14 protein-coding genes are annotated in these 12,373 nt (G+C 62.7%); 12 read left to right on the forward strand and 2 right to left on the reverse strand.

Features of this window, described 5'->3' with window-relative positions; translation table 11 throughout:
* Positions 1–24: 24 nt before the first annotated feature.
* The 12 genes from pilM to trpS all read left to right on the forward strand — a co-directional run bounded on the left by pilM (position 25) and on the right by trpS (position 10,052).
* Complete coding sequence (pilM, locus tag REA38_RS20360; RefSeq protein WP_308886530.1) at positions 25–858, forward strand: pilus assembly protein PilM; 834 nt, start codon at positions 25–27, stop codon at positions 856–858.
* Positions 858–1,397 (forward strand): PilN domain-containing protein, encoded by a 540-nt coding sequence (locus tag REA38_RS20365; protein WP_033636303.1) that lies wholly within the window; start codon positions 858–860, stop codon positions 1,395–1,397. The genes pilM and REA38_RS20365 overlap by 1 nt, the downstream gene beginning before the upstream one ends.
* Entirely contained in the window at positions 1,390–1,884 is a 495-nt protein-coding gene (locus REA38_RS20370; RefSeq protein ID WP_039569176.1) for a hypothetical protein, read from the forward strand. Before REA38_RS20365 ends, REA38_RS20370 begins: the two co-directional genes overlap by 8 nt.
* A complete protein-coding gene (locus REA38_RS20375; RefSeq protein WP_039569179.1) occupies positions 1,877–2,239 on the forward strand; it encodes a HofP DNA utilization family protein in 363 nt (120 codons plus the stop codon). The genes REA38_RS20370 and REA38_RS20375 overlap by 8 nt, the downstream gene beginning before the upstream one ends.
* Positions 2,236–3,480 (forward strand): DNA uptake porin HofQ, encoded by a 1,245-nt coding sequence (hofQ, locus tag REA38_RS20380; RefSeq protein WP_308886531.1) that lies wholly within the window; start codon positions 2,236–2,238, stop codon positions 3,478–3,480. The genes REA38_RS20375 and hofQ overlap by 4 nt, the downstream gene beginning before the upstream one ends.
* A 349-nt stretch (positions 3,481–3,829) precedes the next feature.
* Positions 3,830–4,351, forward strand: a complete 522-nt coding sequence (gene aroK, locus REA38_RS20385) for a shikimate kinase AroK (protein ID WP_004391482.1) — start codon at positions 3,830–3,832, stop codon at positions 4,349–4,351.
* A gap of 106 nt (positions 4,352–4,457) precedes the next feature.
* Positions 4,458–5,558 carry a 3-dehydroquinate synthase gene (gene aroB, locus REA38_RS20390; RefSeq protein ID WP_033636299.1) on the forward strand — a complete coding sequence of 367 codons (1,101 nt, stop codon included), beginning with the start codon at positions 4,458–4,460 and terminating at the stop codon, positions 5,556–5,558.
* Positions 5,559–5,714: 156 nt separating this feature from the next.
* Complete coding sequence (locus REA38_RS20395; RefSeq protein WP_033636298.1) at positions 5,715–6,725, forward strand: SPOR domain-containing protein; 1,011 nt, start codon at positions 5,715–5,717, stop codon at positions 6,723–6,725.
* A gap of 84 nt (positions 6,726–6,809) precedes the next feature.
* A complete protein-coding gene (dam, locus tag REA38_RS20400; RefSeq protein WP_004930319.1) occupies positions 6,810–7,622 on the forward strand; it encodes an adenine-specific DNA-methyltransferase in 813 nt (270 codons plus the stop codon).
* A gap of 51 nt (positions 7,623–7,673) precedes the next feature.
* Complete coding sequence (rpe, locus tag REA38_RS20405; protein WP_308886532.1) at positions 7,674–8,351, forward strand: ribulose-phosphate 3-epimerase; 678 nt, start codon at positions 7,674–7,676, stop codon at positions 8,349–8,351.
* Positions 8,344–9,042, forward strand: coding sequence for a phosphoglycolate phosphatase (locus REA38_RS20410; protein WP_015379295.1), 699 nt, complete (start codon positions 8,344–8,346; stop codon positions 9,040–9,042). The genes rpe and REA38_RS20410 overlap by 8 nt, the downstream gene beginning before the upstream one ends.
* 2 nt (positions 9,043–9,044) lie before the next feature.
* Positions 9,045–10,052: a tryptophan--tRNA ligase gene (trpS, locus tag REA38_RS20415; RefSeq protein WP_025304534.1), complete on the forward strand. Its 1,008-nt coding sequence runs from the start codon at positions 9,045–9,047 to the stop codon at positions 10,050–10,052.
* Between the two features lie 51 nt (positions 10,053–10,103).
* Here the strand turns inward: trpS and cysG are convergent, their stop codons facing one another.
* Together cysG and nirC are read right to left on the reverse strand one after the other, a co-directional pair.
* Positions 10,104–11,507: a siroheme synthase CysG gene (gene cysG / locus REA38_RS20420; RefSeq protein ID WP_103774522.1), complete on the reverse strand. Its 1,404-nt coding sequence runs from the start codon at positions 11,505–11,507 to the stop codon at positions 10,104–10,106.
* A gap of 50 nt (positions 11,508–11,557) precedes the next feature.
* Positions 11,558–12,358 (reverse strand): nitrite transporter NirC, encoded by an 801-nt coding sequence (nirC, locus tag REA38_RS20425; RefSeq protein WP_033636294.1) that lies wholly within the window; start codon positions 12,356–12,358, stop codon positions 11,558–11,560.
* Between the last annotated feature and the right edge of the window lie 15 nt (positions 12,359–12,373).

Genomic DNA, 12,373 nt, shown 5'->3' on the forward strand with positions numbered 1-12,373 from the left:
TGATGTTATGGAGGCTTGCGAAACATGTTCCCTCAAGCATGGCAGGTAGGGCTGGATATACAAATCGACTGCGTGCGGGCGGTGGCGGCCCAACGCCGCCGCAACGGCTGGCAGTTGCGCCACTGGTGGCAGCAGGCGCTGCCGCAGGCAGTTTTGCGCGATGGCTGCCTGCAACCTTCCGAATTCCTGATCCGGGCGCTGCGGCAATGGCGCGTCCAGCTGCCGCGACATATTTCCTTACGCATTGCTCTACCGGCGCAACGCGTGTTACAGCAGCGCATGACGCAGCCGGACGCGCGGCTGCGCGAGCCGGAACGCAGCGACTATATCGGTGGCCACGGTTTGAAGCAGTTCCCGCTCGACGGCCAGACGCTGGTGCTCGACTATCGCGCCGCGCCGGCGGATGAGGCGGCGCTGCTGTTGACCGCTGCGCGGCGGCAGGAGCTGCAGCAGTGGCTGCATTGTCTGCGTCAGGCTGGCCTGCATCCGCAAGCGGTCGATATCACCCCCTGTGCGCTGCGGATGATGGCGACGGCGGCAGGCGTGCCGCCCGCTGCGGGGCTGATGCACCGTCTCGAACGAGAATGGCTGTGGGTGGCGCCGGCCGACGGCGCGTTCGCTTTTGGTCTGGCGCCGGGCGACGATGACGCGCAGGCGCTGCGGGCGCTGCAAGCCCAGATGCCGGCGGGCGACGATCGGCCGGTCTATGCCGGCGGCGTGCTGGCGGGAGCCTTGCCCGCCGGTTGCCTTGGCTGGTCGCCGCTCAGCGCCTTCACGCAGCTGCGGCCGCCGTTGCCTGCGCATCCTTCGGCGTTCGCGTTGGCCGGTGGTCTGGCGCTGCGCGAGGAGGATCGCTGATGTATCAGGTCAACTTTCTGCCCTGGCGCCAGCGCCGCGAGCGGCGGCGCGGCTATTTCTGGCTGGGCGTGCTGCTGTTGCAGGTAGCGGCGCTGCTGCTGGCACTGTTCCTGATCGCCGGCCAGCTGCGGCATCAACAGGCGCAGCGGCAGGCGCGGCTGGCGATGCTGGGTGAAGAGCTGGCGGCATTGACGTTGCTCGTCCGCCAGCAGCAGCAAGAGCGGGCGCAACGAGCGTTGCACAGCGTCCGCGCCGAACGGCAGGCGAGCAACGCCCAACATAACCGGCGTTATTTGCAGCTGCTGCAGCAATTGTCCTCCAGCGTTCCTCCCCCGCTGTGGCTCACGGCGCTGGACAGCGATGCGGCGAACGGCCTGCGGCTGCGTGGATTGAGCCGCTCTCCTGCGGCCATCACGCAGTTCGAACGACGGCTGGCGGGGATGCCTGCGTTGCCACGGCTGCGTTTGGCGGAGGTGGCGCAACGCGAAGACGGCCTGTACTCCTTTCACCTGGCGGCGCGCTGGGGGCGTGATGGATAGCCGTTTGTCATCCGGGCTGCGCTTCTGGCTGAGCTTGCCGGGTTGGCTATTGCTGGTGGCGCAAGGGCTGGGCATTGGCGCGTTGGCGCTGTTGGGCGGCGGCTGGATGCTGCAAGACGAATGGCGTCAGCGGGAAAGCGCGGCGGAGCGGCAACAGCGCCTGTTGCAACAGATCGCCATGGTGCAACGCCAACTGGACGAGGTGCCGCAAACCGCTATCCCGGCAGCGCCGCTTGCGCCGATCGCCACCGGCGATCTGGCGAGCGTGCTGCAACGAGCGGGGGGCGCCTTGTTGCGCTGGCAGCGGCAGGAAAAACCGCCGCGGCAAACGCTGAGCTTACGCATTGACTACGCCGGTTTGCTGGTGCTGCTGGAGGCGCTGCCCGCCGATTTGCGCCTCCAGCAGCTGAGCGTGGAGACACCGCCGCAGGGCATGACGGCGCGGTTGGTTTTACAGGATGCCGCCGAGGAGCAGGCCGATGAGTAAAAGACCTGGCCGTTGGTGGTGGCTGCTATGGCCGTGGGCCTTATGCGCTGAGCCGCGCGATCCGTTTGCGCCGCCTCCGCTGCCTGCTTGTGCCCAAACGGAGGCATCGCCCGCGGGCTGGCGACTGAAAGGCGTCATCGGGCATCCGGCGCTGCGCTATGGCTGGGTGGTGACGCCGGCGGGGCAATGGCTACGCCTGCGGCCGCAGCAGCGGGTGCTGGCCGAGCGCTGGCAGGTGACGCAGGTACAGGCGCGCAGCCTGACGTTAACGGCGCTGGCGGCCGAACCGGATTGCCCGGCGAGCCAGGGCGACATCTCGCTCATGATGGACAACAACAAGGATGGCAAACCATGAAAGGACGCGCTGGATTGGGCGTGGCGCTGTGGTGCCTGGCGCTCGGCGCCGCGCAGGCGCAGGATAAGCAGCGGGTTTCCCTGGAGTTTCAGGATACGCCGGTGACGGTCATCCTGCAGGCGCTGGCGGATTATCGGCAGATGAACCTGATCGCCGCGCCCGGCGTGAGCGGCAACCTGACGCTGCGGCTGGAGAATGTGCCCTGGCCTCAGGCGCTGGCGCTGACCCTGCGTATGGGCAAGCTGACGATGACGCGGGAGGGGAGCGTGATGCTGATCGCCCCGGAGCCGGACGCGCAGGAAAAAAGACAGCAGCGAGAAGCGCTGGCGCAGCGGCAACCGCTGCACAGCCTGACCCTGACGTTACAAAACGGCGATGCGGCGGAGATTGCCGAAAGCCTCAATGCCCAACGCGGCGCCTTGCTCAGCGAGCGTGGCAGCGTGCTGGCGGATAAGCGCACCAATACGCTGCTGCTGCGCGATACCGCGCCAATCCTGGCGCAGTTGAAAAAACGGGTGACGGAAATGGACGCGCCGCTGGCACAGGTGCAGCTGGCGGCGCATATCGTGACCATCAACAGAGAAAGCCTGCGTGAACTCGGCGTGCGTTGGGGATTGGCGCCCGACGACAGGCCGACGCGGCCGCTGCGGCCGGGCAATCTCGGCGTGAACCTGCCGCTGGAGCGCAGCGCGGTGAACGCCGGTTTCCACCTGGCGCGCATCAGCGGGCGTTTGCTGAGCCTCGAGCTGACGGCGCTGGAGCAGGAGAATCAGGTGGAGATCATCGCCAGCCCGCGCCTGCTGACGGCGCATCTGCAAACCGCCAGTATCAAACAGGGAACCGAGATCCCTTACGAAGTGTCGAGCGGCGCCAGTGGTGCGACCGCGATCGAGTTCAAAGAGGCGGTGCTGGGCATGGAGGTGACGCCCAAGGTGTTGCCGGACGGACGCATCACGCTGACGCTGCACATCAGCCAAAATATGCCGGGGCGCGCCATCAGCCGGGGCGCGGGGGAAGCGCTGACCATCGATAAACAGGAGATTAAGACGCAGATCACGGTGAAAAACGGCGAAACCCTGGTGCTCGGCGGTATTTTTCAACGGCATAGCGGCAAGACGGCGGACAAGGTGCCGGGATTGGGCGATGCACCACTGCTGGGGGGCTTGTTCCGGCAAAGCGGCGCGCAACAGAAAAAACGCGAGCTGGTGATCTTCATTACGCCGACCCTGATTAAGGGATAAGCGGCTGCCTGTCGGCCGGGCGGCAAATCTCCTAAAGTTGATGAGCAGATACACTTTTTTATCCCCTTGGGGGGATCTGCGTTTGACGCTGCGGCCGATTTAGCTTACAAGGGTTACCGAATTGAGCACCGAGGTTTTTTGTTAGCGTCAAGACGCCGTTAAAAACATATGGTTTCCCTCCCGCGGCGTGGATTGCGATTTATTCGGTTGCCAAACTACCAAGAGTGTTGAGATAATTTTTCGTCTGATCTCGCACTATCGCTCATGAGGTTTCAGTTTAGGTCCCGCCGCTGATTTGATTGGCGGGGCGGGTTAACATTAACGAATTGTCTTAGTAATACCGAAAAACATGGCAGAGAAACGCAATATCTTTCTGGTTGGGCCTATGGGTGCCGGCAAAAGCACTATTGGCCGTCAGTTAGCTCAGCAACTCAATATGGAGTTCTTCGACTCCGATCAAGAAATTGAGCGACGTACCGGAGCTGACGTGGGCTGGGTATTCGACGTGGAAGGGGAAGAAGGTTTCCGCGATCGTGAAGAAAAAGTCATTAATGAACTGACGGAAAAACAAGGGATTGTGTTGGCGACCGGCGGCGGTTCGGTGAAGTCGCGCGAAACGCGCAACCGTCTGTCCGCGCGCGGCGTGGTGGTCTATCTGGAAACCACGATCGAGAAGCAGCTGGCTCGTACCCAGCGTGATAAAAAACGCCCGCTGCTGCAGGTTGATTCTCCGCCGCGCGAAGTGCTGGAAGCCTTGGCGAAAGAGCGCAATCCGTTGTATGAAGAGATTGCCGATGTCACCATCCGCACCGACGATCAGAGCGCTAAAGTGGTTGCCAACCAGATCATCAACATGCTGGAAAGCAACTGATTGCCGATTTTCGCGTTCGCCGTCGGCCAATGCGGAAAACTGATTTGTGTTCCCCGCTGTTGCGGGGATCAACCACCGCCGCACCATACAGAGAACTGAGCGCGACATGGAGAGAATTACTGTAACGCTTGGGGAGCGCAGCTACCCGATTACCATCGCCGCCGGATTGTTTAACGATCCGGCTTCTTTTATGCCGTTGAAGGCGGGTGAGCAAGCGATGTTGGTCACCAACCAGACCCTGGCGCCGCTTTATCTGGAGCGTGTCCGGCAGGTGCTGGAGCAGGGGGGCGTCGTGGTGGATCAGGTGATCCTTCCCGATGGTGAGCAGTACAAATCTCTGGCGGTGTTGGAGCAGGTGTTTTCGGCGCTGCTTGAAAAACCGCACGGGCGCGATACCACGCTGATCGCCCTCGGCGGGGGCGTGGTCGGCGATCTGACCGGCTTCGCCGCCGCCTGCTATCAACGCGGCGTGCGCTTTATTCAGGTTCCCACCACGCTGTTGTCGCAGGTGGACTCCTCCGTAGGCGGCAAAACCGCCGTCAACCACCCGCTCGGCAAAAATATGATCGGCGCTTTCTATCAACCCGCTTCGGTGGTGGTTGATCTGGATTGCCTGAAAACGTTGCCGACGCGTGAACTCTCTTCCGGCCTGGCTGAAGTCATCAAATACGGGATCATCCTCGATCGCGAGTTCTTCGTCTGGTTGGAAAACAACATCGATGCGCTGATGGCGCTGGATATGCAGGCGTTGGCGTACTGTATCCGCCGCTGCTGCGAGCTGAAGGCCGAGGTCGTGGCCGCCGACGAACGCGAAAGCGGCCTGCGCGCCTTGCTGAATCTGGGCCATACTTACGGCCACGCCATCGAAGCCGAAATGGGCTACGGCGTATGGCTGCACGGCGAAGCGGTGGCTGCGGGCATGGTGATGGCGGCGGAAACCGCGCGCCGTCTCGGCCAGTTCTCGGTTGAAGATATCGAACGCATCAAAGCGCTGCTGCTGCGGGCCGGCTTGCCGGTCTGCGGGCCGCAGGAAATGACGCCGGAATCCTATCTGCCGCACATGCTGCGCGACAAGAAAGTGTTGGCGGGTGAATTGCGTCTGGTGCTGCCGACCGCGATAGGTGCGGCGGAAGTGCGCGGCGGCGTAGGGCATGAGCTGGTGTTGGCGTCGATCGCCGCCTGCCTGCCTGAGCAGCAGCGTAATTAAATCGGACTAAGTAACAGTGGCTTAGCCGCCATTTGCATCTATATTAATACAGTGAGCAGAGCACGACGGGTGTCGCTTTGCCATCATCGGGTTAATCTGCCCGTGCCACGGTAGGTCTACGGTGGTGGGCTTTTGCCTCTAGTTGGAGGGTTTCAGATGGACGAGTTTAAACCGGAAGACGATCTCAGACCTGATAGCAGCGATCGTCGTCCTACGCGTTCGCGCAAGCCGGCCGCCGCGCCGCGCTTCGCCGTTTCGCGCCAGCATTTGATGATCGGCATCGGCATTTTGGTGCTGTTGCTGCTGATTATCGGCATCGGTTCCGCCTTGAAGGCGCCGACCAAGCATGAAGCGGCTCAGGATAGCGGCGCGCAAAACGGCGCGGCCCGCGATATCAACCTGTCCGGTTCTTCGTCGCTGACCACCGCCAATAACGGCGTGCCGGGCGGCACCACGGATACCCATGACAACAACGGCGTGAGCGCGACTCAGCCGCAGCAACCGCAGAACGTCAGCGTTCCGCCGATCTCCGGCACGCCGACCGAAGCGCAAACTCAGCCTCAGCAGGGCGGTGCGCAGCAGCGCGTCGATCTGCCTGGCAACATGGCGGATGCGCTGTCGCAGCAGCAAGGGCAGGTGGATGCCGCTACCCAGGGCATGACCGGCGCAGCCTCGACGCTGCCGACCGCACCGGCGACGGTGATGAGCGGCGCCGCGGCGCGCGAAACGACTCGCCCTGTGCAGGGCACCGCGCAGCAACAGCATAAAACGCCGGCGAAAACCGCCGCCAAGCCGAGCGCGACGCAGCATAAATCACCGACCACGGTGTATACGCCGCCTGCCAAGCCGTCTTCTACCGCGAAAGCGGGAGCGGTCGCCAGCAGCGGCAGTTCGCTGCAGTCTGCGCCAGGCAGCCACTATACCTTGCAGCTGAGCAGCGCTTCGCGTTCCGATACGCTGAACGCCTACGCCAAACAGCAGAAGCTGCAGAACTACCTGGTGTACGCCACCAAGCGTGACGGCAAACCGTGGTACGTGCTGGTAAGCGGCAACTATGCGTCTTCCGCAGAAGCGAAGCGCGCCATTGCTTCGTTGCCGGCGGATGTGCAGGCGAAAAAACCGTGGGTCCGACCTGTACACCAAGTGCAGCAAGATCTTAAAAAATAAATCATTTAAATTTGTGCGCTGATGTGCTGTCTGAAACAGAGTACAATCCGCCGCTCTGAATTGTATAAGTAGCTAATTGACGGCATGAAGAAAAACCGCGCTTTTTTAAAATGGGCTGGTGGAAAATACCCGCTGGTAGATGAGATTCGTCGCCATCTGCCGGCGGGAGACTGCTTAATCGAGCCCTTCGTGGGTGCGGGATCCGTCTTTCTGAATACGGATTACGACGCCTACATTCTCGCCGACATCAATAGCGATCTTATCAACCTGTATAACATCGTTAAGCTGCGCACGGATGACTTCGTGCGCGATGCCCGCACGCTTTTCGCCGATGAATTCAATAACTCGGATCAGTTTTACCTGCTGCGAGAAGAGTTCAATACTAGCACCGAGCCTTACCGCCGGGCGCTGCTGTTCCTGTACCTGAACCGCCACTGCTATAACGGCCTGTGCCGCTATAACCTGCGCGGCGAGTTCAACGTGCCGTTTGGCCGGTATAAGAAACCGTACTTCCCGGAAGAAGAGCTCTACTGGTTTGCCGAAAAATCGCGCAATGCCACTTTTGTCTGCGAGCATTACCGCGATACCATGGCGAAGGCCGTGGCCGGCGCCGTGGTGTATTGCGATCCGCCTTATGCGCCGCTGTCGGCGACGGCGAATTTCACCGCCTACCACACCAACAGCTTCAGCATCGCCGATCAGCAGAGCCTGGCGCATCTGGCGCACCAGCTCTCGGTAGAGAGCCAGGTACCGGTATTGATCTCCAATCACGATACCGAGCTGACGCGTGACTGGTACCAGCATGCCGCGCTGTATGTGGTGAAAGCGCGCCGCACGATCAGCCGCAACATTCTCGGTCGCAGCAAAGTGAACGAGCTTTTGGCGCTGTATCGCTAAGCCGGGGGCACCCCGGCGCATAACAACTCGACCCTACGTTTGGAGAAGCGGATGAAAAAGTTTTTGATTGCCCCGTCCATTCTGTCGGCAGATTTTGCCCGGTTAGGTGAAGATACCGCCAACGTGCTGGTCGCAGGCGGCGACGTGGTGCACTTCGACGTGATGGACAACCACTACGTGCCCAATCTGACCATCGGCCCGATGGTGTGCGAAGCGCTGCGCAACTACGGCATTACCGCACCGATTGACGTGCACCTGATGGTCAAGCCGGTGGATCGCATCGTGCCTGATTTCGCCAAGGCCGGCGCGTCTTATATCTCTTTCCACCCCGAAGCTTCCGAGCATGTCGATCGCACCATTCAACTGATCAAAGAGCACGGCTGTAAAGCCGGCCTGGTGTTCAACCCGGCCACGCCGCTGAGCTACCTCGATTACGTGATGGATAAAATCGACGTGATCCTGCTGATGTCGGTTAACCCGGGCTTCGGCGGCCAGTCGTTCATTCACGGCACTCTGGACAAGCTGCGCCAGGTGCGCAAGCTGATTGACGACAGCGGCCGCGATATCCGCCTGGAAGTCGACGGCGGGGTGAAGGTGGACAACATCGCCGAAATCGCCGCCGCGGGCGCCGATATGTTCGTCGCCGGTTCCGCCATCTTTGGCCAGCCGGACTACCGCAAGGTGATCGACGAGATGCGCAGCGAGCTGGCGAAGGTTACCCATGGCTGATTTCGGCGCGATCCGCGCATTGGCCTTCGATCTGGACGGCACGCTGGTCGACAGCGCGCCGGGTCTGGCAGCCGCCATCGATATGGCGCTGGAAGAGACGGGCCTGCCGCAAGCGGGTGAAGAACGGGTCGGCACCTGGATCGGCAACGGCGCCGACGTGCTGGTGCAGCGCGCGCTGCGCTGGGCGGAAGCGGAAGGCACGCCGGAGCAGTGCAGCCGGCTGCGTGAACGCTTCGACCATTTCTACGCGCAGACCGTCGACAGCGGCAGCCGCCTGTTCCCGCAGGTGCAAGAGACGCTGGCCCGGCTGGCCGCGCACGGTTACCCGATGGCATTGGTGACCAACAAGCCGACGCCGTTCGTGGCACCGCTGCTGGCGGCGCTGGGCATTGGCGACTATTTCTCGCTGGTGATCGGCGGCGACGACGTGACGGAAAAGAAACCGCATCCGGCGCCGCTGTACCTGGTGCTCGGCAAGCTTGGGCTGCGGGCGCATGAACTGCTGTTCGTCGGCGACTCCCGCAACGATATTCAAGCCGCGCAGGGTGCCGGTTGCCCGAGCGTCGGCTTTACCTACGGTTATAACTACGGCGAATCGATCGCCCTGAGCCACCCCGATCGGGTGTTGGAGCGCTTCGCCGATTTGTTGCCCGCTCTTGGGCTGTCATCTTTAGAGAATCAGGAAATTTAAACATGAGTAAGCCCATCGTATTTAGCGGCGCGCAGCCGTCCGGCGAACTGACCATCGGCAACTACATGGGTGCGCTGCGTCAGTGGGTGCAGATGCAGGACGACTACGACTGCATCTACTGCATCGTCGATCTGCATGCCATCACCGTGCGCCAGGACGCCGAGAAGCTGCGCAAGGCCACGCTGGATACGCTGGCGCTGTACCTGGCCTGCGGTATCGATCCGGAAAAAAGCACCATCTTCGTGCAGTCGCACGTGCCTGAGCACACGCAGCTGAGCTGGGTGCTGAACTGTTACACCTATTTCGGCGAACTGAGCCGCATGACGCAGTTCAAGGACAAATCCGCGCGCTACGCGGAGAACATCAACGCCGGGCTGTTCAGCTATCCGGTGCTGATGGCGGCCGATATCCTGCTGTATCAAACCAATCAGGTGCCGGTGGGCGAAGACCAGAAACAGCACCTGGAACTGAGCCGCGACGTAGGCCAGCGTTTTAACGCGCTGTACGGCGACGTGTTCAAAGTGCCGGAGCCGTTCATTCCTAAATCCGGCGCGCGCGTCATGTCGCTGCAGGAGCCGACCAAGAAGATGTCCAAGTCGGACGACAACCGTAACAACGTGATCGGCCTGCTGGAAGATCCGAAAGCGGTGACCAAGAAGATCAAACGCGCAATGACCGACTCGGAAGAGCCGCCTGTCGTGCGTTACGACGTGGTCAACAAGGCGGGTGTCTCCAACCTGCTGGATATCCTCGCCGGCGTGACCGGCAAGAGCATCGCGCAGCTGGAAGCCGAGTTCGAGGGCCAGATGTACGGCCACCTGAAAGGCGCGGTGGCGGAAGCCGTCTCCGGCATGCTGGGTGAGCTGCAGGAGCGCTACCACCGCTTCCGCAACGACGAAGCCTATCTGCAGCAGGTGATGCGCGACGGCGCCGCCAAGGCCCGCGCGCGCGCGCAGGAAACCCTGGCGAAGGTCTATCAGGCCGTCGGTTTCGTACCGCCGCAGGCGTAACGCCGGCGCGAATAGAAAAAGCGGCCAAAGGCCGCTTTTTTTACGTCGGTATCACGCCATTTGCGCCAGGCCGGCGGGCGGTTCCTCGCTGGCGAACCAATTGAGCTTGCTGCGCAGGCTGACCACGCTGCCGACGATGATCAGGCTGGGGCTGGCGGCCTGCAGGGACAAGGCGCCCAGTTGGCCGAGCTCGCCTTCGATCACCCGCTGGCGGCAGGACGTGCCGTTTTCCACCAGCGCTACCGGTGTGGCGGCCGGCAAGCCGTGTGCGATCAGCTGGCGCTGGATCTCCGCTGCCTGCGTTAGCCCCATATAGAACACCAGCGTCTGCTGCCCGGCGGCCAGCGTCACCCAGTCCAATCCGCCGTCGGCCTTGGCGTGGCCGGTCACCAGGCGCACGCTCTGCGCATGGTCGCGGTGGGTGAGCGGGATGCCGCTGTAGGCGGAACAGCCGGAGGCGGCGGTAATGCCGGGCACCACCGAGAACGGCACGTTGGCGTCCGCCAGCGTCTCCAGCTCTTCGCCGCCGCGGCCGAAGATAAAGGGATCGCCGCCCTTCAGGCGCACCACGCGTTTGCCTTGCAGCGCCTGCTGCAGCAGGATTTGGTTGATTTGCTCTTGCGGCACGCAGTGGTGGCCGGCGCGTTTGCCGACGAAGATGCGTTCGGCGTCGCGGCGCACCAGCGTCATGATCTCTTCGGAGACCAGCCGGTCGTAAACCACCACGTCGGCCTGCTGGATCTGCTGCAGCCCTTTCAGCGTCAGCAAGCCGGCATCGCCCGGCCCGGCGCCCACCAGCACCACTTCACCGCGATCTTCCGGCCGTTCGCTGAACAGCTGCTCGAGCTGGCGTTCGGCCAGCGCGGCGTCGTCGTTGGCCAGCGACTGCGCCAGCCGATCGTGGGCGAATAACCGTTCCCAGAAGCGACGGCGCGCGCCGAGGCTGCTGAAGCGTTGTTTTACCCGTTGCCGCAGCGAGCCGCCCAGCTGGGCCAGCTTGCCGAGGTGCTGCGGCAGCATTGCTTCCAGCTTCTCGCGCAGCAGCCGCGCCAGCACCGGCGCTTTGCCGCCGGAGGACACCGCCACCATGATCGGCGAACGGTCGATGATCGACGGCATGATAAAGCTGGCGCGTTTTGGATCGTCCACCACGTTGCAGAACACCCGCTGCTGGTTGGCGCACTGGTACACCAGTGCGTTGACTTCCAGCCGGTCGGTAGCGGCGATCACCAGCCATTTTTCCGCCAGCAGGGCCGGGCTGAATTCGCCCTCGGCCAGCGTCAGCAGGCCTTCCTCAGCCCAGTGGTGGAACTGGGGGCTGAATGCCAGGGCGTTGACGGTCAGCGCCGCGCCGGCGTCCAGCAGCAGGCGCGCCTTGCGTTCGGCGATCTCGCCGCCGCCCACCAGCAGGCAGGCTTTATGTTGCAGTTGGCAGAAAATCGGCAGGTAGTCCATCGGCACTCCTCGGGGTAATCAGTGTGGGGGCGAAATGCGCCCCCGAAAACTCAGGCGGTCTGACGTGCGGCGGCTTTCGCCGCCTGCGGGCGTTCGGCGCGCGGCGTAGCGTACCAATACCCCAGGCCCATCAGCACCGAGCCGGACAGGATGTTGCCCAGCGTCACCCACAGCAGGTTGTGGCCAATGCCGGCGAGGGTGTAGGCCTCGCTGTGGTTGCCGAACCAGGAGAGGGCGAACAGCGTCATGTTGGCGACGGAGTGTTCGTAACCCGAGGCGATAAAGGCCAGCAGGCACCACCAGATGGCGATGAATTTGGCGGCGCCTTCGACGCGGATCGCCATCCAAATCGCCAGGCAGACCAGCCAGTTGCACAATACGCCCTTGAAGAACAGCACTTCGGCCGGCGCGGTGGTTTTCGCCAGCGCGGCGCTGTGCACCAGACTGGTATCCACCGGCAGCAGGCTGCCGCCGCCGTAGTAATACATCAGCGCCACCAGCACCGAGCCGAGCAGGTTGCCGAGCCAGGTTTGCGGCAGCACCGCCCACATCTGGCTCTGGCGGATGGTGCCGGCCTTGACGCCGAGCGTCAGGAACATCGTATGGCCGGTGAACAGCTCGGAACCGGCGATGATCACCAGCGTCAGCGCGATGCCGAAGGTGGCGCCCATCACCAGCGGCCGCACGCTTGGGTCGACCAGGTTGCCGAGGGTGAAGATCAGGATGATGCCGAGGCCGACGTAGGCGCCCGCCATCGCCGAGCTGATCCAAAAGCCGAGCGGGCTCTCCTTCGCCAGGCGGACGATGCGCGCCGCGTTGGCGGCGCATTTGTTGATCGTGTCGGTAAACATGTTGCCTCCCGAAAG

The organism is Serratia sp. MF1(2023) (assembly GCF_030954545.1).
In the GTDB taxonomy this organism is placed as follows: domain Bacteria; phylum Pseudomonadota; class Gammaproteobacteria; order Enterobacterales; family Enterobacteriaceae; genus Serratia; species Serratia sarumanii.

Bases quoted from the DNA above. Each gene is read 5' to 3' on its own strand.
- pilM (WP_308886530.1), top strand. From the start codon at position 25: ATGTTCCCTCAAGCATGGCAGGTAGGGCTGGATATACAAATCGACTGC.
- REA38_RS20365 (WP_033636303.1), top strand. From the start codon at position 858: ATGTATCAGGTCAACTTTCTGCCCTGGCGCCAGCGCCGCGAGCGGCGG.
- REA38_RS20370 (WP_039569176.1), top strand. From the start codon at position 1,390: ATGGATAGCCGTTTGTCATCCGGGCTGCGCTTCTGGCTGAGCTTGCCG.
- REA38_RS20375 (WP_039569179.1), top strand. From the start codon at position 1,877: ATGAGTAAAAGACCTGGCCGTTGGTGGTGGCTGCTATGGCCGTGGGCC.
- hofQ (WP_308886531.1), top strand. From the start codon at position 2,236: ATGAAAGGACGCGCTGGATTGGGCGTGGCGCTGTGGTGCCTGGCGCTC.
- aroK (WP_004391482.1), top strand. From the start codon at position 3,830: ATGGCAGAGAAACGCAATATCTTTCTGGTTGGGCCTATGGGTGCCGGC.
- aroB (WP_033636299.1), top strand. From the start codon at position 4,458: ATGGAGAGAATTACTGTAACGCTTGGGGAGCGCAGCTACCCGATTACC.
- REA38_RS20395 (WP_033636298.1), top strand. From the start codon at position 5,715: ATGGACGAGTTTAAACCGGAAGACGATCTCAGACCTGATAGCAGCGAT.
- dam (WP_004930319.1), top strand. From the start codon at position 6,810: ATGAAGAAAAACCGCGCTTTTTTAAAATGGGCTGGTGGAAAATACCCG.
- rpe (WP_308886532.1), top strand. From the start codon at position 7,674: ATGAAAAAGTTTTTGATTGCCCCGTCCATTCTGTCGGCAGATTTTGCC.
- REA38_RS20410 (WP_015379295.1), top strand. From the start codon at position 8,344: ATGGCTGATTTCGGCGCGATCCGCGCATTGGCCTTCGATCTGGACGGC.
- trpS (WP_025304534.1), top strand. From the start codon at position 9,045: ATGAGTAAGCCCATCGTATTTAGCGGCGCGCAGCCGTCCGGCGAACTG.
- cysG (WP_103774522.1), bottom strand. From the start codon at position 11,507: ATGGACTACCTGCCGATTTTCTGCCAACTGCAACATAAAGCCTGCCTG.
- nirC (WP_033636294.1), bottom strand. From the start codon at position 12,358: ATGTTTACCGACACGATCAACAAATGCGCCGCCAACGCGGCGCGCATC.